Consider the following 20,245-nt stretch of genomic DNA (forward strand, 5'->3'; position numbering starts at 1 on the left):
CCGCTCCCGGTCACCGGGCTTGTAGATTCGCGACCGTGGCAGATCTCGACGACGGACGCGGTGTCCTCTATCCGGCGCGGTTGCCGTCGCTGCGCCGGCTGATCGCACCGGACGACCTGCGCGACCGGATCCGCTGGTTCTGGATACCCCGCTGGGACCTGCCGGCCGGCGAGGTCTCACGCCAGGAGATACTGCCGTTCCCGGCGTCGAACCTGGTGATCGAACCCGAGGGAGTGGCGCTGGTCGGTCCGGCGACGGGCGTGTCGTACCGGGATCTGACCGGGCGCGGGTGGGCGGTCGGCGCGCTGCTGCGCCCCGCCGGGCTGCTCGCCCTGCGCGACGTCTCCCCCGCCGCCGATCCGGCGGCGCTCCGCGATACCCAGACCCCGTTCCCGGCGGCGGAACTGCACGCCGCCGTGGTCGCCGCGATGCACGACGAGCAGGACGGCCCGTCGCGGGCGGCCGAGGTGTACGCCGACTGGGTACGCGCCGGCCTGGCGAGGCCCGACGACACCGGCCTGCTCGCGAACGCGATGGAGGACCTGATCGCCGGTGACCGCGAGATCATCCGGGTGGACCAGCTCGCCGACCGGATGGGGCTCACGGTGCGGGCCGTGCAACGGCTGGCCCGGCGCGGTTTCGGCGTGCCACCGCTCGCGGTGATCCGCCGCTACCGATTGCAGGAGGCCGCGCAGCGGCTGCGCGACGAGCCCGCGCTGACCATCGCCCGGATCGCCGCCGATCTCGGCTACGCCGATCACGCCCATCTGGCCGCCGACTTCCGCACCGTGCTGAACCTGACGCCCCACGACTACCGGCGCGACGCCCGGTGACGGACTCCGGTCAGCCGCCGCGCAGTTCGCGCTTGAGCAGCTTGCCGCTCTGATTCCGCGGCAGCGAGTCGGCGAAGCGCACGGCCTTGGGCACCTTGAACGGCGCGAGCCGCGCCTTCACGTGCGCGATCAGCTCGTCCTCGGTCACCGCGGCGCCGGCGCGCAGCACGACCACCGCGGTGATCGCTTCGATCCACTTCTCGTCCGGCGTGCCGATCACCGCGACCTCGGCGACCGCGTCGTGCGTGTACACCGCGTCCTCGACCTCGCGCGAGGCCACCAGGATGCCGCCGGTGTTGATCACGTCCTTGATCCGGTCGACCACCGTCAGGTAGCCCGCACCATCGCGGGTCACCAGGTCGCCGGAGTGGAACCAGCCGTCGCGGAACGCCTCCCGGGTGGCGTCCGGGTTGTCCCAGTACCCCAGGCACAGCTGCGGCGACCGGTACAGCACCTCCCCCGGCTCCCCGTCCGCGACGTCCACACCGTCCGCGTCGACCACCCTGGTCTGCACGAACAGCGCCGGGCGCCCGGCCGACGACGGCCGCTCGGCGTGCTCCTCCGGGCGCAGAACGGTGGCCAGCGGGCCGATCTCGGACTGCCCGAAGCAGTTGTAGAAGCCCAGTCCCGGGAAGCGTTCGCGGAGCCGGTTCAGCACGGTGACCGGCATGATCGACGCCCCGTACTGGGCCTTGGTCAGTGATGACAGGTCGCGGGTGTCCAGATCGGGGTGACCGGCGAGCGGCACCCACACCGTCGGCGCCAGGAACAGCGAGCCGATCCGGTCGCGCTCCACCACGCGCAGGATCTCCGCGATGTCCGGCACCGGGAGCAGCGTCACCGTCGCCCCCACCGACAGGTACGGAAGCATGAACACGTGCATGCCGGCCGAGTGGTAGAGCGGCATGCAGATCAGCGGGTTGTCGTCGGCGGCGAGATCGAGTCCGACGATGCACGAGGTGTACTCGTGGATGAGCGCACTGTGCGTCATCATCGCGCCCTTGGGCTTGGACGTGGTGCCCGAGGTGTAGAGCAGCTGCACGATGTCGGTGTCGGCCGCCCCCGGGTCGAGCTCGGGGACGTCGCCGCCGCTCGCCAGAGTGAGCAGCGAGTCGTCGGTGTCGCGCAGCGCGACCACCTGCTCGACGGGCGTCCGCGCCGCGATCGCGTCGAAGGTCTCTCGCAGCGCCGGGTCGACGAGCACGGCCCGCGCGCCGGACTGGACGAGCAGGTAGCTCAGTTCCTCGCCGGTCAGCGCGTAGTTGATCGGCACGTGGATCAGCCCCGCGCGGGCGGCGGCCAGATAGCCGATCACATAGGCGTCGGAGTTGGTGCCGTAGGCGGCAATGCGGTCACCGGCGGTCAGTCCCAGGGCGAGCATCCGCGCGGCGGCGCGGGAGACGGCGTCGTCGAGTGCGGCGTACGTCAGCTCCCGGTCCGCGAAGCGCAGCGCGACCCGGTCGCCGTGCCGGGCGGCGCTCCGCGCGACGATCCCGTCCACGGTGTCCGCCCGGGCCCGGGCGACATCCGGGACGAGCGCGGAAAGTGCTTCTGACATGGTCTTTCCTCCTTACGGTCGAGGACCGTCCGCCCCGGGCACCGGCGCGTCGATCGGCCGGTGAGAAGCGTCCGAAAGTGAGACGTCCACAACGTGCTATGCACCACAACACTAGGTGTCAGTGAGTTGAACCACAGCCACAGAGAGGTAAAACACATGACTGTCACGGACGTCCGCCCGGACACCGAATCCGGCGAAACCACCAAGACCCTCGACGCCCTGGTGATCGGCGCCGGCGTGGCCGGCCTGTACCAGGTCTATCAGCTGAAGAAGCTCGGCCTGAACGTCCACGGCTACGAGGAGGCCTCCGACGTCGGCGGCACCTGGTACTGGAACCGGTACCCGGGCGCCCGCTTCGACTCGGAGGGTTACATCTACCAGTACATGTTCGACGAAGACCTCTACAAGGGCTGGAGCTGGAGCAAGAAGTTCCCGGACCAGTCGGAGATCGAGGACTGGTTCCACTACGCCACCGACAAGCTCGGCGTCCGCGACGACTTCGACTTCAGCACCCGGATCACCAGCGCCGAGTTCGACGAGGTGACCGGCCGCTGGACGGTCACCACCGACCACGGCCAGACCATCGACACGCGGTTCCTGGTGTCGTGCGCGGGCATGCTGTCGGCGCCGCTGACCAGCATGTTCGAGGGCCAGGACACCTTCCTCGGCGAGATCTTCCACACCTCCCGCTGGCCGCGGGACGGCGTCCAGCTGCTCAACAAGCGCGTGGCGGTGATCGGCACCGGCGCGACCGGTATCCAGGTGATCCAGACCATCGCGCCGGACGTGGAACTGCTCAAGGTGTTCGTCCGAACCCCGCAGTTCACCCTGCCGATGAAGAATCCCGACTACACCACGGCCGATGTGCAGGCCTACCACGACAAGTTCGAGCACCTGCGCGACACCGTCAAGACCACCGTGGTCGGCTTCGAGTACGACTACACCACCAAGGAGTGGGCCGAGCGCACCGAGGAGGAGCGCCGCGAGCTGCTGGAAGAGTGCTACAACGACGGCTCGCTGAAGCTGTGGATCGCGTCGTACCTGTCGATGTTCGTCGATCCCGACGTCAGCGCGGCGGTCTCGGACTTCGTGCGCGCCAAGATCGGGGCGCGGCTGCGCGACCCGAAGCTGATCGACCTGCTGGTCCCGAAGCCCGAGGACTTCGGCTTCGGCACCCATCGCGTCCCGCTGGAGCGCGGCTACTACGAGGTGTTCCACCGCCCCAACGTCGAGGCGATCGGCGTGCGGAACAACCCGATCACGCGGATCGTGCCCGAGGGCATCGAGCTCGCGGACGGCACCCTGCACGAGGTGGACGTCATCATCATGGCGACCGGGTTCGACGCCGGCAGCGGCGCACTGTCCCGGCTAGATCCGAAGGGCCGCGGCGGCCGGTCGCTCGCCGACGACTGGAACCGGGAGATCCGGTCGACCATGGGCTTCATGGTGCACGGCTACCCGAACCTGCTGACCACCGGCATCCCGCTCGCGCCGTCGGCCGCCCTGTGCAACATGCCGACCTGCCTCCAGCAGCAGACCGAGTGGATCTCCCGTCTGATCGGTCACATGCAGGAGAACGGTCACCGCGTCGTCGAACCGACGCTGGAAGGCGAGGAGGCCTGGGTGCAGCACCACGACGAGGTGACCCAGGCGACCCTCATCGCCAAGACCGACTCCTGGTACAACGGCGCGAACGTCGAGGGCAAACCGCGCGGCCGCGTCCTGTCGTACCTGGGTGCCGCCGATTTCCGGCAGCGCACCGACGAGAACGCCGACCGGGGCTACCCCGGCTTCCGCTTCGCCTGACCGCCCACGGCCCGCCCGCCGCACGAACGTCTCGATCCGAGACGCCGCCGGCCGCCACCGAGCCACAATGGTGAGCGGGAACACATCCGATCCGCCCGGCGGCCGGGCCCGGCGTCCGCCACGTCATCCCCGAAACATCGACCCCAAGGAGACCCCCAGCAATGGCCATCGACAACCCCTTCTACACGCCCGAATTCCAGGGCGAGTACGACCTGATCAGCATCGGTGAACTGGCCCTCGAGGAAGGCGGGGTGATCCCCGACTGCGAACTGGCCGTCGCCACCTACGGCACCCTCAACGAGGCCAAGGACAACGCGATCCTGATCCCGACCTGGTTCTCCGGAACGCACGTCACCTGGCGGGACGTGTACATCGGCCCGGAGCACGCGCTCAACCCGGAGAAGTACTTCATCATCGTCGTCAACCAGATCGGCAGCGGCCTGTCGACCTCGCCGCACAACGCCGACGGCGCGAACGCCGGGCTATCGATGTCGAAGTTCCCGCACGTCCGGATCGGCGACGACGTGGTGGCGCAGGAGCGCCTGCTGCGCGAGCACTACGGCATCGACACGCTGGCCCTGGTGGTCGGCGGATCGATGGGCGCCCAGCAGACGTACGAGTGGGCGGTGCGATTCCCCGAGAAGGTGCTGCGGGCGGCCCCGATCGCCGGCACCGCGCAGAACACCCCGGACGACTACCTGATCGCCCAGGTGGTCTGCGAACAGATGACGTCCGACCCGGGCTGGAACGGCGGCGAGTACGCGTCGAACGCCGACGTCTTCGACGGCCTCAAGCGCATGTCGCACATCTGGGCCATCAAGGGCCTGTCCAGCGACTTCTGGAAGCTGGAGGTGTACAAGGCACTCGAATTCCAGAACAAGGAGGAGTTCCTGGCGGGCTTCCTGGAGCCGGTCTTCACCGCGATGGACCCCAACGACCTGCTCACCCAGGCCTGGGCGTGGCAGCGCGGCGACGTCGCGCGGCACACCGGTGGCGACCTGGCGGCAGCGCTCGGCCGGATCACCGCCAAGGTCTTCGTCCTGCCGATCGACCTCGATCAGCTGTTCCCGCCGGCCGACTGCCGGGCCGAGGCCGACCTGATCCCGAACGCCGAGTTCCGCGTCATCAACGACGTCCTCGGCCACCTCGGGCTCTTCGGCGTCGCACCGACGTACATGGAGCAGGTGGACGCCCACCTGGGCGAGCTGCTGGCCGCCGAGGTCTGAGTCCGCCCCGAATGGACGACGCCTCGTCCGCTGTCCGTTCGGACAGGGGGCGAGGCGTCCGATCGGACGGGATCGGCGCCCGATCGGCCATCGGCGGCGAGTGCGACCGACATAACTCTCCTTCTGCGCGAACCCTGGAACCGGAGCCGAGGAGGCATTCGACATGACCGCGACCCGTATCGATCGTCGTGAGGCGACCAGCCCGATCGGTCTGCCCAGATACATCGAGCAGTCGTGGCGGCGATCGCGGGAGGCCGGTCTCGCCCCGGACCGGACCATCACGCAGATCGAGTACGTCACCGATCTCGACTTCCAGCGGCGCCTGGTCCAGTGCGCGTCCCCGGTGCTCGATCAGTTGCACACCGACCTGTCGGGCATGCCGCTGAGCATCGCGCTGACCGACGAGCACGCCCGGGTGATGCTGCGCCGCGACGCCGACGGACGGCTCGGCGATCTGCTCGACCGCGCCTGCTTCGCCCCCGGTTTCGACTACTCCGAGGCCTCGGTCGGCACCAACGGCGTCGGCACCGCCATCGAGACGGGGATGCCCGTCTACATCGACGGCACCCAGCACTTCAACGCCGGGATCCGCTGCTTCACCTGCGCGGGCGCCCCCGTCCACGACCCGGTGACCGGTCGGCTGGAGGGCATCATCGACATCAGCTGCCAGACCGGGCACGCCAACCCGATGATGCGGCAGCTCGTGGTGTCGGCGGCCCGCGACATCGAGAGCGCCCTCAGTTCCAGCGGCTCGGCCAAGCAACTCGCCGTGCTCGACGCCTTCGTTGCCGCCTGCCGCCGCCGCACCACCGCGGTCTACTCGCTGAGCTGCGGCGTCTTCATGTCGAACACCGCCGGAACCCCACTGCTCGACCCGATCGACGAGGCCTTCCTCCGCGAGGAAGCGCAGTCGATGCTGGTGCCGTCGCGGCTGCGCCAGTTCACCCTGACCCTGCCGTCCGGGCAGGTGATCGAGGTGAAGCGCACCCTCATCGAGGAGGGCGGCGAGTCGGCCGGAGTGGTCCTCGAGGTGGAACACGCCCCCGCCGCGGTTCGCACCCCGGCGCGCGCCATGAGCGGCCGCGCCCCCGCCCTGCCCGGTTCGGTGGGCGGTTCCCCGCAGTGGTCGCGCTGCCGCGCCCGGGTGTCGCAGCTCGCCGCGGAGGGCACCAACACCCTGCTGATCGGCGAGGACGGCGCCGGTCGTGCCACCCTGGCCCGGGGTGCGCAGCTCAACAAGAATCCGCAGGCGGTCTGTGCGATGGTCGACTGCTCGTCCCCCGCCGTCGTCACCGAGGTGCGCGCGGCGATCGCCTCCAGCGCCCCCAGCGTAGTGCTCCGGCGGATCGACGCCCTCGCCCCGGACGACGACGCCGAGATCGCCGCGCTGGTCTCCGCCGACCAGCACCGCTATCCGGCACGATGGATCGTCGGCACCGCGCGGCCGGGCGGTGACGCGCTCCTGGAATCCGCGCTGGTCCAGTGCTTCGCGATGACCGTCGAGCTCCCCGCGCTCCGGCATCACCCCGACGACATTCCCGAGATCGTCCGCATGCACGCCCACCAACTGGCCCCGAATCGCGCGCCGGCCTTCACCGAAGGTCTGCTGCGCGCGCTCAAGAAGTACCCGTGGCCCGGCAACGTCGCCGAACTGGTGACGGTGCTGCGGCACGCGCTGCGCGTCAACCTGACCGGCCCGCTCACCGAGAACGACCTGCCGCCCTCGGTCCACTCCGCGCCCAAGCGGGTGATGACCTCCCTGGAGACCGCCGAACGGGACACCATCGTCGAGGCCCTGCGCGAATACGGCGGCAACCGGACGAAGGCCGCGCGGGCGCTGGGGATCGCCCGGTCGTCGCTGTACCGCAAGATCGACGTCTACGGCATCCACCTGTAGGCGCGACGACCGGCCGCTCGCCGAGGCACGTGCCCGGTCCACGCACCCGCGCGCCGCGGTTCGGGCACTCTGAGAAGGCATCCATTCATCAGGGAGGACATCATGACCGCAACGGTCAATTGGAAGAAGCTGGCGGGGCGCACCCTGGTCGAGCCGGGCAGCACGGTCGATCTCGCGCGGGACTTCGACACGGGCGACAAGCCGAAGGGCCTGAAGAAGGCCGACGGTCTCGCTCAGCTGGAGGAGGCCAAGACGCAGCTCTTCGCGCTGCAGGACAGGTTCTACGCGCAGGCCGATCGCTCACTGCTGATCGTGCTGCAGGCGATCGACGCGGCGGGCAAGGACAGCACCATCAAGCACGTCATGTCCGGCGTGAATCCGGAGGGCGTGGACGTCCACAGCTTCAAGGCGCCGTCCGCGCAGGACCGCGCCCACGGCTACCTGTGGCGGCACCAGCTGGTGACACCCGAACTCGGCCGCATCGGCATCTTCAACCGGTCGCACTATGAGAACGTGCTGGTCACGCGCGTGCACCCGGAGATGCTGTGGCCGGAGTCGGCGACCCTGCACCGCAAGGGCCTCTGGAAGCGGCGGTACCGGGACATCAACGACTGGGAGCGATACCTGACCGACAACGGCACCACCGTCGTCAAGCTGTTCCTCAACGTCTCCTACGAGGAGCAGGGCCTCCGGTTCCTGGAACGCATCGACCGCCCGGACAAGAACTGGAAGTTCTCGGCCACCGACATGGCCGAGCGCGCTCTGTGGCCGGAGTACCAGAAGGCGTTCAGCGAGATGCTCAGCCGTACGAGCACCGAGTACGCGCCGTGGCATGTGATCCCGGCCGACCACAAGTGGGCGAGCCACCTGTCGACGTTCGCCGTGTTGCTCGAAGCCCTGTCCGGGCTGAACCCGGCGTACCCGGCCGTCTCCGAACAAGAGAGGGCGAGCCTGTCCGGCTACCGGGCCGAGTTGCTCAGGCAGGTGCCGGCTCTCGCCGCGGACGAGGAGGGCTGAGCCGCCGATCGGGCGGGGCCGCAGTCCGGGCGGGGCCGCCGATCAGGAGAAGCGCAGATCCAGGGTCGCCATGCCGAAGATCTTCTTGTCGTTGGCCTTGGCGGTGAGGATCACCGTGCCGCTGCGCGTCTCGGGGTCGAGCGACTTGACCTTGCCGCCGTACGCGATGTCACCGCGGCCGTCGGCCGGCACGATCGCCGGGGCGGACAGGCGCACGGCGAAGCGGCGGACCGCGCCCGGATCACCCGACCACGCGGAGATCACGCCCGCACCCAGGCCCATGGTCAGCATGCCGTGGGCGATCACATCGGGCAGGCCGGCCAGCTTGGCGATGGACTCGTCCCAGTGGATCGGATTGGCGTCGCCGGAGACGCCCGCGTAGTTCACCAGGTCGCCGCGGGAGAGCCCGGTGTGATGCTCGGGCAGCAGGTCGCCCTTGGCCAGTTCGTCGAAGTTCCGCGACCCGACGGCGCGGGTGGCCCCAGCGGTCGAATCGGCGGGCGCCTCCCCTTCCCGGACGGTCTTGACGTAGTCGGCCGCCGCATCCTCCACCGAGAGGATGTCGACGTCGTGCATCATCACCTTGGCGACGGCCGCGGAGATGCCCGGATCCACCTCGTCGGCCGAGACGCCGACGACGGTGGTGTGCATGCGGTGCACGGTCTCCCCGTGCTGGTCGACGAAGGTGTTGGTGATGGTGATCATGTCCTTGCCGGCGATCCGCCGCACGGAGGAGAGCTCGACGTCGGTGCGCAGCACGTCGCCGACGACGATCGGGCGGTACTGCTCGAAGACCTGCTCGGTCTGCACGTAGGTCTCGTAACCGACCACCACTTCTTGCATCAGCTTCTGGTTGGCGGCCATCGCCGGGATCGACGTGAACGTCAGCGGAGCCACCAGGCCCGAGTAGCCGAGGCCGGCCGCGGCCGCCTCGTCCCAGTGCACCGGGTGGTAGTCCTGCACCGCGCGGGCGTACTCGCGAACCTTCTCGCGCCCGACCTGGTACTCGTGCTCCATCACGTAGTAGTGGCCGACGCGCTCGATCAGCGCGGTGTTCTCCGACGTGGTCATCGATTCTCCCAGTTCCCGGGCCGGCCCCCGAAAGGCAGGCAACCTACGAAATCGTAGTACCGGGCGAACTCACGCTCGTCGTCGGCCGTGCCACGATGGCTTCATGACCACACGATCCGGTACCGCGCCGTCGGGCGACATCGAGCTGTATTACGACGAGTTCGGCGACCCCGCCGACCCGCCAGTGCTGCTGATCATGGGACTCGGGGCCCAGATGGTGTTCTGGCGCGAGGAGTTCTGCCGGCTGATCGCCGGCGCGGGCTACCGGGTGATCCGCTTCGACAACCGCGACATCGGCCTCAGCGGCAAACTCGACGGCGCCCGCGTCGGTGGTCCCCCGCTTCCGGTGAAGCTCGGCCGCACGTTCGCCGGTCTCCCGGTGCCCGGGGCGCCGTACCGCCTGCCGGCCATGGCCGACGACGCCCGCGCCGTGCTCGACCACCTCGGCATCGACCGCGCCCACATCGTCGGCGCCTCGATGGGCGGCATGATCACCCAGATCTTCGCGGCCAGGCACGCCGACCGGACGCGAACGGCGACCATCGTGATGTCGAGCAACAACAAGGCCTTCCTGCCGCCGCCCGGCGCCCGGCAGATGAAGGCGCTCATCACGCCCCCGCCCAAGGGGGCCGGCCGCGACGAGATCATCGAGCACACGACGCGGGTGCGCGCCGTCATCGGCAGTCCCGTCTACCCGCAGGATCCCGCGGTGGCCCGCCTGCACTCGGCCGAGTACTTCGACCGCAGTTACTACCCGGCCGGCATGCTGCGCCAGTTCGCGGCCATCCTGGGCACCGGATCGCTCGTCGGCTACAACCGGCGGACCGCCGCGCCCACCCTGGTGCTGCACGGCACGCACGACAAGCTGATGCGGCCGTCCGGCGCCCGCGCAATCACTCGCGAGGTCCCCGGAGCACGACTCGCCATGATCGACGGCATGGCGCACGATCTGCCCGAGCCGCTGTGGGACCGGATCGTCGGTGAGCTCACCGACCACTTCGACACCGCCACCACCTGATTCGTCTCACCCATTTCGCGACAGTCTCATAATTTTCTGCGACAGCCCGGGCGTGTCGTTGTTCATGCCTTGAATCACCGATATATCCGCAGTTCGCCGCCCTTCAGTCTCAGCTGTCTTACTACATTCTGCGACCCTACCCACAGATTCGCGACACTTTTGCGATAGATTCTTCTGCCATGACCATCGACCAGGAGAGCGCCTCCGCGTTCCGGCTCGGGTACGCCCGCACCGGGACCGGATCGCCCGGCCTCGAAGCGCAGATCGACGCCCTGACCGATGCCGGCATCGAGCCCGCGCGGATCTACACCGACAAGACCGAAGCGCACGAGGCGGTGGAACGTCCGGGCTGGACCGCGCTCCTCGACTACGCGCGTCCCGGCGACACCACCGTCATCATCGGTCTCGACCGGCTCGGGCGCACCACGCCCGAGGTGCTGGCCAGTGCCCGCGAACTCACCCGCCGCCGGATCGGGCTGCGCTCCCTGCGCGAGGGCCTGGACACCGCCGATCCCACCGGTTCGACGATCGTCGGCGTGCTGGCCTCGCTGGCCGAGCTCGACGACGAGGCCGCCACGACCCGGCCCGGCACCGGCGGCGGGCGTGTGGACTCGGCGGTCGGGCGCCCACGTGCCCTCGACGACACCCAGGTGGCCGCCGCCGAGCGGATGCGCGTGGCCGGGCTGCGCGTGCCGGAGATCGCCGCGCGGCTGGGCGTCAGCCGGGCGACCGTCTACCGGAGTCTCGCGCAACGGCGGGCACAGCGATGACCGCCCACGACCCCGGCTTCGGGGAACTCGACATCGTCACCGAGTACGGCACGGTCACCCGCCTGCCCACGTCGTTCCCGCTGATCGACCCGGAACTGGACGACTGCCTGGACCCGGACCTGTTTCAGAAGGGCTTCGAGGACTCCCTCGCCGACCTCGACGCGCTGCCCGTTCCGTGGGCCCGGCATTACGCGTCGACGACGCTCGCGCAGGCCCCGGACCCGGATGCCGACGAACCCAGTCACCTGCGGGGCTACCGCGCCGGACTGTACGGCTTCCTGCGCCAGAACCGGAACTGACCGGTCAGGCGTCGGGCAGCGTGAGGATCTCGGCGCCGGTGTCGGTGACGACCAGCGTGTGCTCGAACTGCGCGGTCCATTTGCGGTCGACGGTGACGACGGTCCAGTCGTCGTCCCACTGCTCCCAGTCGAGGGCGCCGAGGTTGATCATCGGCTCGATGGTGAAGACCATGCCCGGCTCGATGACGGTGTCGACCGACGGCTCGTCGTAGTGCAGGACGATCAGACCGTTGTGGAAGGTCTCGCCGATGCCGTGACCGGTGAAGTCGCGGACCACGTGATAGCCGAAGCGGCTCGCGTAGGCCTCGATCACGCGGCCGATCACGTTGAGCTCGCGGCCCGGCTTGACGGCCTTGATGGCGCGCTCGGTGGCGATGCGGGTGCGCTCGACCAGGTCGCGGTGCTCCTGGCTCACGTCACCGGCCAGGAAGGTGGCGTTGGTGTCACCGTGCACGCCGTCGATGTAGGCGGTGACGTCGATGTTCACGATGTCGCCGTCCTGGATGACGGTGGAGTCGGGGATGCCGTGGCAGATCACTTCGTTGAGCGAGGTGCAGCACGACTTGGGGAAGCCGCGGTAGCCGAGCGTCGACGGATAGGCGCCGTGGTCGATCATGTAGTCGTGCGCGATGCGGTCGAGCTGATCGGTCGTCACACCGGGGGCGACGGCACGGCCGGCCTCGGCGAGCGCGTTCGCCGCGATCTTCCCGGCCACCCGCATCTTCTCGATGGTCTCCGGGGTCTGCACCCAGGGCTCGTGGCCCTCCTGCGCCTCCGCCTTCCAGACGTACTCCGGGCGGGCGATCACGTCGGGAACCGGCAGGGTCGGCGAGACCACGCCGGGAGTCAGGGGTGCACGAACCGTCATGGCTCCCCAGTCTACGGACCCGGCCGGGAGGCTCCGATTCGCTCCCCGCCGCGACCGATACAGTGGAAGTGAAGTAAGCCAACCCTTAAGGACACCCCGTGCCGTTTTCCCGCCAGGCGGTGCTGACGCTGGTCGCGCTGGTCGCCCTGCTCACCGCCGGCTGCACGACGGCGCCGATCGACGTCAACGCCGGCCGCGACCCGTCGTCGGCCCACCTGCGCGACGGTGAGCGGATCGCGACGCTGCCGCACGCGGATCCGGTGCCGGTCGAGAACGATCCCGCGGCCGGGCCGCAGGCCGACCGGATCATCGCCCTGGACCGCAACGGCACACTCGGCGCGATCGTCTGGGCGCTGGGCCTCGGATCGCACGCCGTGGGACGCGACCGGTCGACGACGTTCCCGGCCGCGCAGGGGCTGCCCGTGGTGACCGACGCCGGGCATTCGATCAACGTGGAGAAGGTGCTGGCACAGCACCCGACGATCGTGCTCGCGGACCGGACGTCGAGCCCGAACGGGGTGCTGGACCAGCTGCGAGAGGCGCAGATCCACGTCGTCGAGTTCACCGACGAGCGCAGCGTCGCCGGGACCGGCGCGCTGATCACGGCCGTCGCCGGCGCGCTGGGCGCCCCCGAGGCCGGGCAGAAGCTCACCGAGCGGACGCAGCGGGAGATCACGCAGGCGCGCCGGTCGCTCCCCGATCCGACCGGCGACCCGATCATCGCCTTCCTCTACATCCGCGGCGACCGGTTGATCCTGCTCGCCGGGCCGGATTCCGGCGCCGACGACCTGATCGAGAACCTCGGGGCCCGCGACGCCGGGACCGCGGGCGGGCTCACGGCGGCGTTCAGCACCGTCAGCACCGAGTCGCTGCTGCGCATCGATCCCGAGGTGATCCTGGTGATGACGCAGGGCGCCGAGTCCGTCGGCGGCCTGGACAAGGTGGCGCAGCTCCCCGCGGTCGCCGGGACCCGGGCCGGGAAGGCCAAGCGCATCATCGCGATGGACGAGACGCAGATCCTCGCGTTCGGCCCGGACACCGGGCTGATCCTGCAATCCCTCGGAAAGGCGATCTATCGATGAGCGGCCTCCCCGCACCCGCCCATCGGCGCCGCGGCATCTGGGTGATCGCCGGGACACTCGTGCTGCTCGGCGTGGTGGTCGTCGTCTCCGCGGGTACCGGGCAGGTGCACGTCTCCCCCGCCGAGGTCCTGGGCTCCATCGCGCACCACTGGCATCTGGACCTGGGTCCGCTGCCGGCCGACCAGCAGGGCGAGAACGCGCTGTGGGTCTCCCGGTTCCCGCGCATCGTGCTCGGCGTGCTGGTGGGCGCGGCCCTCGGTACCGCGGGCTGCCTGCTGCAGGGTGCCCTGGCCAATCCGCTCGCCGAGCCCGGCATCATCGGTGTCTCCTCGGGGGCCGCGGTGGGCGCGTGCCTGATGTTCGTGGTCAGCGGCGCCAGCGCCAACGGCTGGGCGGTGGCCGGGGTCGCCGCGCTGTTCGGCCTGATCACCACGATCGCCGTGTACGTGCTGTCCATGCGCGACGGCGCGACCTCGGTGGTGATGATCGTGCTCACCGGCATCGCGGTGAACGCCTTCGCCCTCGGCATCATCGCCTACCTCACGACCGTGGCCTCCACCGCCAGCCGCGAACAGATCGTCTTCTGGCAGCTCGGCTCGCTGGCCGGCGCGGTCACCTGGACGCAGGTGCAGGTGGTGGCCCCGCTCGTGGTCGCCGGGGTCGCGGCGTCGGCGGTACTCGTCGACAAGCTCGATCTGCTGGCCCTCGGCGACGTCGGCGCGTCCGCACTCGGCGTCAACGTGGAACTGGTCCGCCGCCAGGTGATCGTGCTGGTGGCGATCCTCACCGCCGCCGCGGTGGCCTTCACCGGCATCGTGATGTTCGTCGGGCTGATCGTGCCGCACGCCATGCGCCTGCTGGTCGGGCCGCGGCACCGGCTGCTGCTGCCGGCGTCCGTCGTCGGCGGCGCCCTGTTCGTCGCGGCGGCCGACCTCGCGGCCCGCACCCTCACCTCGGGCGAACTCCCGCTGGGCATGCTGACCTCGCTGATCGGCGGGCCGGTGTTCTTCCTCCTGCTGCGCCGCAGCGCGAAGACGGGATGGTGACGCCCCATGACCACCAGCGCTCCGACCGCCGGCACCCTCGTCGCCGACGACGTACACGTGGCTCTCGGCGGCCGGCCCGTCCTGCACGGGGTGAGCCTGACCGCCCGGCCGGGTGAACTGCTCGCCCTGGTCGGGCCGAACGGCTGCGGCAAGTCGACGCTGCTGTCGATCCTCGCCGGGATCCGGACGGCCGACGACGGACGGGTGCTGCTCGACGACCGGCCCCTGCACGAGTTCGCGACCCGGGAACTGGCACGCCACCGCACCCTGGTGACCCAGACCAACCGGATCGACACCCCGTTCACCGTGCGCGAGGTGGTGGAACTGGGCCGCTACCCGTGGCTGCGCACCCCGGAGGCGACGCGTTCGGCCGAGCTGATCGCCGCCGCGATCGACGCCTGCGAGATCACCGATCTCATCGACCGGCCCTTCCCGCAGCTGTCCGGCGGCCAGCAGGCCCGGGTGTCCCTGGCCCGGGCACTCGCCCAAGACACGCCGGTCCTGCTGCTCGACGAGCCGACCGCGGCCCTCGACATCGGCCACACCGAGCAGGTCCTGAGGATCCTGCGCGACCGCGCCGCGGCCGGCGTCACCATCGTGCTGGTGGTGCACGACCTGTCGCTGGCCGCGGCCTACGCCGACCGCGTCGCGGTGATGAAGGACGGGCGGCTGCTGGCCGTCGGGCCGGTCGCCGAGACCATGACCGCGCGGCTGCTCGCCGATACCTACGACCACCCGGTGCGCGTCATCACGCACCCGGAGACCGGCGAACTGCTGATCACGCCCGACCGCGGCTGACTACTTCCCCTTCTCCACGAACTGCGCGGCGACGATCGCGCCCGCTCCGGCCAGGAGCAGCAGCACACCGCCGAACAGCGCGAGCCACAGACCGAAACCGGTCGAGATGTGCGGCATCGCCGCGCCGACGTCGATGCCGTACTTGCTGAGGTCGCCGTACTGGCTCACCGACTGCTTGGCGGCGTCCCGCGCGTCGCCGACGTCGGAGATGTCGTTGGCGGTCACGATCACCACGATGAGACCGAACAGCGCCGCCACGCCGCCGGCGATCAGCGGCAGGAACTTCTGCTTGACGGTGAGGAAGAGCGCCGCACCGCCGGCGGCCGCGCCGAGCAGACCCAGGATCAGGGTCCACACGCCGTCGCTGTCGGCGTCGCCGGAGATGCCGAGGTACGACTTGTCGCCCACCGACACCCACGGCAGGAAGCTCGCGATGAACGTCAGCGCGCCGGCGCCGACCACCACCCACAGGGCGATCATGGTGAGCTTGCCGAGGCCCGCACCCAAGGCGGGGCCGGCCGGCGGCTGCGGATGTCCCTGCTGCGGGTACCCCTGCTGCGGGTGTCCCTGCTGCGGCTGCGGGTATCCCTGCGGGGCCTGCGGGTATCCCTGCGGAGCCGGGCCGGGGTAGCCCTGCTGCGGCGGGCCGGGGTACGCCTGCTGCGGCGGACCGGCGTATCCCTGCGGCGGCGGGCCGTATCCGGGCGGCGGCCGGTGGCCGGGAGGCGGCCCCTGGGGCGGCTGCTGGCCGTAGCCCGGCTGGTTCGGGTTCTGGCCGTACGGATTCGGTCCACTCATGTGGGATTCCCCTTCGTCGTTCATGTCGGTGCCGGGCGCCGCGCACCCGGGCGCCGTGCTGACGATAGGCCACCGATCCGGCCGGGGCCAGACCGCCGAGCGGATTTGAGTAGAAACCCCTATGTGCTCAGTAGCCGGGTGGCAGCAAGTTGAAGAAGTCGCGCGTCACGTTGACGGCGTTGGTGGAGTCGCCGCCGAGGACGATCAGTGTCGCGAAGGCGAGGTCGCCGCGGTAGCCGGCGAACCAGGCGTGCGAACCGCCGTCGACCTCCGCCTCGCCGGTCTTGCCGAAGACCGGCCCCGATCCGGCGATCGAGGTCGCGGTGCCCTCGGTGACCACGGCGCGCATCATCGGCCGCAGCTGGTCGTAGACCTTCGCGTCGAGCGTGGGCCGCGGTCCGACCACCTTGGTGGGCCTGCCGTTGATGAGGATCGGCACCGGGGGCCGGCCGGTCGCCGCGGTGGCCGCGACCAGCGCCATGCCCAGTGGCGTCGCCAGGACGGTGCCCTGGCCGAAGCCGTCCTCGGAACGGCGCACCAGGTCCGGCTCGATCGGCACCGAACCCGACTTCGCGTCGATGCCCGCGATGTCGTACTGCGCGCCGAGCCCCATTGCGGCGGCCGCGTGCGGGAGGTCCGAGGGGCCCATCCGGCTCGCCAGCTCGGCGAACGAGGTGTTGCACGAGTTGGCGAAGGCCCGCAGCAGGGGCACCGGACCGAGGGAGAACCGGTCGTAGTTGGGGATCAGGCGCGGCCCGATCTGGATCTCGCCGGGGCACGGCACGATCGTGTCCGGAGCGGCCAGACCGGACGCCATCGCCGCCGACGAGGTGACCATCTTGAACGTCGAGCCCGGCGGGTACGTGCCCATCGTCGCGAGCAGGCCGCCACGGTCGGCGGCCGGATTCTGCGCGATGGCCAGCAGTTTCCCGGTCGAGGCCTGCATCACGACCATCATGGTCTGCTTCCCGACCGCGTCCACCGCCTGCTGGGCGGCGTTCTGCGCGGTGCGCGAGAGCGTCAGGGAGACGGCCGGCGCCGGCGTCGCCGGATGGTCGGTCAACACGTCGGCGACCAGACCGTTCGGATTGAGCACCGACACCCGCCAGCCGGAGGTGCCGCCGACGTCGTCGGCGACCCGCGTCTTCACCTGGTCGAGCACCGCGGTCGCGAAGTTCGGGTCCCGGGCCTGCAGGATCGCTTCTTCCTGTGTGACGACCCCGGGCACGGCCAGTCGGTCGCGCAGCCGGTCGAAGTCGGCGCCGGGGATCCGCCCGATCGGCAGCGGATCGTTCGAGGCGGTGGCCTTCTCGGCGATGCCCTGCGCGGTCAGGCCGGGGATCAGCGGTCCGAGGACCGTGGTCAGGCGGCTCGCCGAGTCGATCACCGAGCCGTGTTCGGCGGCCTGCTTCGCGTCGAACGAGATCGCGACGACGGTCCCGGTGCCCATCACCTCGCTGCCGTCGGATTCGTTCACCGCGGCGCGGGGCGGGGCGAAGGTGGCCAGCGACAGCCGCTGGTCGGCGCCCAGCTCGGGATGGATGTCGGTCGACGCCCACCGCACCGCCCAGCCGGTGTCGCTGCGGCCCATGGTGAGCGTCGCCGGATAGCTCCACTCCCGCCGCCCGGGGAGCTTCCACGTGTAGGTGACGTCGACGTCGGCGATGTCCCGGTCCAGGCGCACCCGGCCGGCGCGGGCGGACATGCTCTCCGCGTCCAGGCCGCTCCACGCGGACGCGAGCGCGCTCTCGGCGCGCGCCGGATCGGTGGTCAGCTTCGCCGCGGCCGCGTAGTCGCGCGCGGAGAAGTCGTGGAGAAAGCGGTCGGCGACGCCGCGCGGGCCGTCGTCGTCGGTGGCGCAGGCGAGCAGCGTCGACAGCAGTGCGAGGGTGAGCACCCCGATCACCGCGCGCAAGAGTCTCATCGACACCCGATCCTAGAGGGCGCCGGGGATCAATCGATGAGCACCGTCGCGAAGGTGCCGACCTGTTCGAAGCCGACGCGCCGATAGGTCTCGCGCGCGGCGGTGTTGTAGCCGTTCACGTACAGGCTCGCGACGCGGCCCTGGCGGGCGAGCGCCGCGACGACGGTGGCGGTACCGGCCGCACCGTATCCGCGCCCGCGGAACTCCGGGTCCACCCACACGCCCTGGATCTGCCCGACACCGCGGGACATCGACCCGATCTCGGCCTTGAACACCACGCGCGGGCCGTCGAACCGGGCGTACACCCGGCGGGCCGAGATCAGCGAGGCCAGGCGCCGCCGGTACGACCGGCCCTCGTCGCCGCCGCGCGGATCCACACCGACCTCGCCGATGAACATCTCCACGGCCGCCGGGAAGTAGACGTCGAGGTCGTCGAGCGTCACCAGCCGGACCTGGCGGTCGATCGGGCACGACGGCGCCTCGTCGAGCGCCAGCAGCGGCTGGCAGTCGCGGATCTCGCGGGGCGTGCCCCAGTTCGCGGCGACCCGGTCCCACAGGCCGAGCGCGAGCGGCTGCGGGCCGACGACGGACGTGCACTGCCGGGGGACCGACAGCGCGCGCTCGGCGAAGGTGTCGAGCTGGGTGCCGGTGGCCGCGGTCGGCATCAGATTGGCCCCGGAGAAGCACAGCGAGTCCTCCGGGCGCGACGCGGTCCACAATTCCCCGCCCAGGAAGCGGGGCGCCAGGCCGAAGGCCTCGACGCGGGCCGCGATCATGCAGTTGACCACCGGGTCGGCCGCGAGCGCCCGGGCGACGGCCGCGGCATCGCGGGAGCCGAGCGGCCGGTCACGCAGCAGTCCGAGCATGCTCACCTCCTCGTCTCGCCGCGGTCGGCGCCTCCGGCGGCGTCAGCTGACCGTCACCACCGGGGCACCGCTTCCAGTCTCCCCCGTCTCCTCGGCGATCCGCATCGCTTCTTCGATCAAGGTCTCCACGATCAGCGCCTCGGGCACGGTCTTGATCACCTCGCCCTTGACGAAGATCTGGCCCTTGCCGTTGCCGGAAGCCACCCCGAGGTCGGCCTCGCGGGCCTCACCGGGACCGTTGACCACGCAGCCCATCACCGCCACCCGCAGCGGCACCTCCATACCCTCCAGGCCGGCGGTCACCTCGTTGGCCAGCTTGTAGACGTCCACCTGGGCGCGGCCGCACGACGGGCACGAGACGATCTCGAGTTTGCGGGGACGCAGGTTGAGCGACTGCAGGATCGCATCGCCGACCTTGATCTCCTCGGCCGGCGGCGCCGACAGCGAGACGCGGATGGTGTCGCCGATGCCATCCGACAGCAGGGCGCCGAACGCCACCGCCGACTTGATGGTCCCCTGGAACGACGGCCCGGCCTCGGTGACGCCGAGATGCAGCGGGTAGTCGCACTGGGCGGCCAGCTGCCGGTACGCCTCGACCATGATCACCGGATCGTTGTGCTTGACCGAGATCTTGATGTCGCCGAAGCCGTGCTCCTCGAACAGGCTCGCCTCCCACAGCGCCGACTCGACGAGCGCCTCCGGGGTGGCCTTGCCGTACTTCTTGAGCAGGCGCGGATCCAGGGAACCCGCGTTCACGCCGATACGGATCGGGATACCGGCCTCGCCGGCCGCCTTGGCGACCTCCTTGACGCGGCCGTCGAACTCCTTGATGTTGCCGGGGTTCACGCGGACCGCGGCGCAGCCGGCGTCGATCGCGGCGAAGATGTACTTGGGCTGGAAGTGGATATCGGCGATCACCGGGATCTGCGAATGCCGGGCGATCTCGGCGAGCGCATCGGCGTCCTCCTGCCGCGGGCAGGCCACCCGGACGATGTCGCAGCCCGATGCGGTGAGCTGCGCGATCTGCTGCAGCGTCGCGTTGACGTCGTGCGTCTTGGTGGTGCACATCGACTGCACGGAGATCGGCGAGTCGCTGCCGACGCCCACCTTGCCAACCATGAATTGGCGGGTCGCGCGCCGCGGCGCAAGGACTGCGGGCACGGCGGGCATTCCTAGTCCGATCGCTTCGGCCACGTGGGCATCACTCCTCAAAGAATCGCGGCGCACGATCCCGGCGCCGTCACCGGTCGATGATACGCGCGCCGACGACCTCCCCGCGCCTTCCGCAGGCCGAGAACGATCCGGAAGCGCCAGTCACGCGGTGAACTTCTCGACCTTGCGTTCGCGGCCGGGTTGGTGAATCCATGC

The 20,245-nt window shown here is 70.3% G+C and carries 18 protein-coding genes; 11 read left to right on the plus strand and 7 right to left on the minus strand.

The features are described from left to right. The first annotated feature begins 35 nt into the window (after window positions 1–35). The gene (locus ACSEEN_RS09385; RefSeq protein ID WP_440713014.1) at window positions 36–833 is read left to right on the plus strand and encodes an AraC family transcriptional regulator; all 798 of its coding nucleotides are present in this window, start codon (window positions 36–38) and stop codon (window positions 831–833) included. Window positions 834–843: 10 nt separating this feature from the next. Here ACSEEN_RS09385 and ACSEEN_RS09390 read toward each other — a convergent pair whose 3' ends face one another. Continuing rightward, window positions 844–2,391, minus strand: a complete 1,548-nt coding sequence (locus tag ACSEEN_RS09390) for an acyl-CoA synthetase (RefSeq protein WP_440713015.1) — start codon at window positions 2,389–2,391, stop codon at window positions 844–846. A gap of 156 nt (window positions 2,392–2,547) precedes the next feature. Between ACSEEN_RS09390 and ACSEEN_RS09395 the strand changes: the two genes are divergently transcribed. From ACSEEN_RS09395 to ACSEEN_RS09410, 4 genes are all read left to right on the plus strand, one after another. Continuing rightward, window positions 2,548–4,197 (plus strand): flavin-containing monooxygenase, encoded by a 1,650-nt coding sequence (locus ACSEEN_RS09395; RefSeq protein WP_440713016.1) that lies wholly within the window; start codon window positions 2,548–2,550, stop codon window positions 4,195–4,197. A gap of 161 nt (window positions 4,198–4,358) precedes the next feature. Then, window positions 4,359–5,423 (plus strand): alpha/beta fold hydrolase, encoded by a 1,065-nt coding sequence (locus ACSEEN_RS09400; RefSeq protein WP_440713017.1) that lies wholly within the window; start codon window positions 4,359–4,361, stop codon window positions 5,421–5,423. A gap of 163 nt (window positions 5,424–5,586) precedes the next feature. Continuing rightward, window positions 5,587–7,320: a sigma-54-dependent Fis family transcriptional regulator gene (locus tag ACSEEN_RS09405; protein ID WP_440713018.1), complete on the plus strand. Its 1,734-nt coding sequence runs from the start codon at window positions 5,587–5,589 to the stop codon at window positions 7,318–7,320. A 102-nt stretch (window positions 7,321–7,422) separates the two neighbouring features. After that, window positions 7,423–8,337 carry a PPK2 family polyphosphate kinase gene (locus ACSEEN_RS09410; protein ID WP_440713019.1) on the plus strand — a complete coding sequence of 305 codons (915 nt, stop codon included), beginning with the start codon at window positions 7,423–7,425 and terminating at the stop codon, window positions 8,335–8,337. 42 nt (window positions 8,338–8,379) lie between these two features. Here ACSEEN_RS09410 and ACSEEN_RS09415 read toward each other — a convergent pair whose 3' ends face one another. Next, window positions 8,380–9,408: a fused (3R)-hydroxyacyl-ACP dehydratase subunits HadA/HadB gene (locus ACSEEN_RS09415; protein WP_440713020.1), complete on the minus strand. Its 1,029-nt coding sequence runs from the start codon at window positions 9,406–9,408 to the stop codon at window positions 8,380–8,382. Between the two features lie 103 nt (window positions 9,409–9,511). Between ACSEEN_RS09415 and ACSEEN_RS09420 the strand changes: the two genes are divergently transcribed. From ACSEEN_RS09420 to ACSEEN_RS09430, 3 genes are all read left to right on the plus strand, one after another. Further along, entirely contained in the window at window positions 9,512–10,426 is a 915-nt protein-coding gene (locus ACSEEN_RS09420) for an alpha/beta fold hydrolase (RefSeq protein WP_440713021.1), read from the plus strand. A 179-nt stretch (window positions 10,427–10,605) separates the two neighbouring features. Next, window positions 10,606–11,196: a recombinase family protein gene (locus tag ACSEEN_RS09425; RefSeq protein ID WP_440713022.1), complete on the plus strand. Its 591-nt coding sequence runs from the start codon at window positions 10,606–10,608 to the stop codon at window positions 11,194–11,196. After that, on the plus strand, window positions 11,193–11,495 hold the full coding sequence (locus tag ACSEEN_RS09430) for a hypothetical protein (protein ID WP_247867554.1): 303 nt from the start codon (window positions 11,193–11,195) through the stop codon (window positions 11,493–11,495). Before ACSEEN_RS09425 ends, ACSEEN_RS09430 begins: the two co-directional genes overlap by 4 nt. A 4-nt stretch (window positions 11,496–11,499) precedes the next feature. On the opposite strand, the gene map is transcribed toward ACSEEN_RS09430, so the two are convergent. Next, window positions 11,500–12,363 (minus strand): type I methionyl aminopeptidase, encoded by an 864-nt coding sequence (gene map / locus ACSEEN_RS09435; RefSeq protein WP_440713023.1) that lies wholly within the window; start codon window positions 12,361–12,363, stop codon window positions 11,500–11,502. 98 nt (window positions 12,364–12,461) lie between these two features. Here map and ACSEEN_RS09440 point away from each other — a divergent pair, with 98 nt between their 5' ends. Genes ACSEEN_RS09440 through ACSEEN_RS09450 form a run of 3 tightly spaced genes read left to right on the plus strand, consistent with a single transcriptional unit; the run spans window position 12,462 to window position 15,289 of the window. After that, window positions 12,462–13,445, plus strand: coding sequence for a heme/hemin ABC transporter substrate-binding protein (locus ACSEEN_RS09440; protein ID WP_440713024.1), 984 nt, complete (start codon window positions 12,462–12,464; stop codon window positions 13,443–13,445). Next, window positions 13,442–14,491 carry a FecCD family ABC transporter permease gene (locus ACSEEN_RS09445; RefSeq protein ID WP_247867550.1) on the plus strand — a complete coding sequence of 350 codons (1,050 nt, stop codon included), beginning with the start codon at window positions 13,442–13,444 and terminating at the stop codon, window positions 14,489–14,491. Before ACSEEN_RS09440 ends, ACSEEN_RS09445 begins: the two co-directional genes overlap by 4 nt. A gap of 6 nt (window positions 14,492–14,497) precedes the next feature. Then, the gene (locus ACSEEN_RS09450) at window positions 14,498–15,289 is read left to right on the plus strand and encodes a heme ABC transporter ATP-binding protein (protein ID WP_440713025.1); all 792 of its coding nucleotides are present in this window, start codon (window positions 14,498–14,500) and stop codon (window positions 15,287–15,289) included. Here ACSEEN_RS09450 and ACSEEN_RS09455 read toward each other — a convergent pair whose 3' ends face one another. From ACSEEN_RS09455 to ispG, 4 genes are all read right to left on the minus strand, one after another. Then, window positions 15,290–16,087 carry a hypothetical protein gene (locus ACSEEN_RS09455; protein WP_440713026.1) on the minus strand — a complete coding sequence of 266 codons (798 nt, stop codon included), beginning with the start codon at window positions 16,085–16,087 and terminating at the stop codon, window positions 15,290–15,292. 127 nt (window positions 16,088–16,214) lie between these two features. After that, window positions 16,215–18,011 (minus strand): penicillin-binding transpeptidase domain-containing protein, encoded by a 1,797-nt coding sequence (locus ACSEEN_RS09460; RefSeq protein ID WP_247867548.1) that lies wholly within the window; start codon window positions 18,009–18,011, stop codon window positions 16,215–16,217. Between the two features lie 29 nt (window positions 18,012–18,040). Continuing rightward, complete coding sequence (locus ACSEEN_RS09465; RefSeq protein WP_298441611.1) at window positions 18,041–18,877, minus strand: GNAT family N-acetyltransferase; 837 nt, start codon at window positions 18,875–18,877, stop codon at window positions 18,041–18,043. A gap of 42 nt (window positions 18,878–18,919) precedes the next feature. After that, a complete protein-coding gene (gene ispG / locus ACSEEN_RS09470; RefSeq protein WP_440713037.1) occupies window positions 18,920–20,047 on the minus strand; it encodes a flavodoxin-dependent (E)-4-hydroxy-3-methylbut-2-enyl-diphosphate synthase in 1,128 nt (375 codons plus the stop codon). Window positions 20,048–20,245: the final 198 nt, after the last annotated feature.

This window comes from Gordonia marina (assembly GCF_052036135.1).
Classification (GTDB): Bacteria; Actinomycetota; Actinomycetes; order Mycobacteriales; family Mycobacteriaceae; genus Gordonia.

Coding starts and splice junctions, on each gene's coding strand:
- ACSEEN_RS09390 (WP_440713015.1), bottom strand. CDS start 2,391: ATGTCAGAAGCACTTTCCGCGCTCGTCCCGGATGTCGCCCGGGCCCGG.
- ACSEEN_RS09395 (WP_440713016.1), top strand. CDS start 2,548: ATGACTGTCACGGACGTCCGCCCGGACACCGAATCCGGCGAAACCACC.
- ACSEEN_RS09400 (WP_440713017.1), top strand. CDS start 4,359: ATGGCCATCGACAACCCCTTCTACACGCCCGAATTCCAGGGCGAGTAC.
- ACSEEN_RS09405 (WP_440713018.1), top strand. CDS start 5,587: ATGACCGCGACCCGTATCGATCGTCGTGAGGCGACCAGCCCGATCGGT.
- ACSEEN_RS09410 (WP_440713019.1), top strand. CDS start 7,423: ATGACCGCAACGGTCAATTGGAAGAAGCTGGCGGGGCGCACCCTGGTC.
- ACSEEN_RS09415 (WP_440713020.1), bottom strand. CDS start 9,408: ATGACCACGTCGGAGAACACCGCGCTGATCGAGCGCGTCGGCCACTAC.
- ACSEEN_RS09420 (WP_440713021.1), top strand. CDS start 9,512: ATGACCACACGATCCGGTACCGCGCCGTCGGGCGACATCGAGCTGTAT.
- ACSEEN_RS09425 (WP_440713022.1), top strand. CDS start 10,606: ATGACCATCGACCAGGAGAGCGCCTCCGCGTTCCGGCTCGGGTACGCC.
- ACSEEN_RS09430 (WP_247867554.1), top strand. CDS start 11,193: ATGACCGCCCACGACCCCGGCTTCGGGGAACTCGACATCGTCACCGAG.
- map (WP_440713023.1), bottom strand. CDS start 12,363: ATGACGGTTCGTGCACCCCTGACTCCCGGCGTGGTCTCGCCGACCCTG.
- ACSEEN_RS09445 (WP_247867550.1), top strand. CDS start 13,442: ATGAGCGGCCTCCCCGCACCCGCCCATCGGCGCCGCGGCATCTGGGTG.
- ACSEEN_RS09450 (WP_440713025.1), top strand. CDS start 14,498: ATGACCACCAGCGCTCCGACCGCCGGCACCCTCGTCGCCGACGACGTA.
- ACSEEN_RS09455 (WP_440713026.1), bottom strand. CDS start 16,087: ATGAGTGGACCGAATCCGTACGGCCAGAACCCGAACCAGCCGGGCTAC.
- ACSEEN_RS09460 (WP_247867548.1), bottom strand. CDS start 18,011: ATGAGACTCTTGCGCGCGGTGATCGGGGTGCTCACCCTCGCACTGCTG.
- ACSEEN_RS09465 (WP_298441611.1), bottom strand. CDS start 18,877: ATGCTCGGACTGCTGCGTGACCGGCCGCTCGGCTCCCGCGATGCCGCG.
- ispG (WP_440713037.1), bottom strand. CDS start 20,047: ATGCCCGCCGTGCCCGCAGTCCTTGCGCCGCGGCGCGCGACCCGCCAA.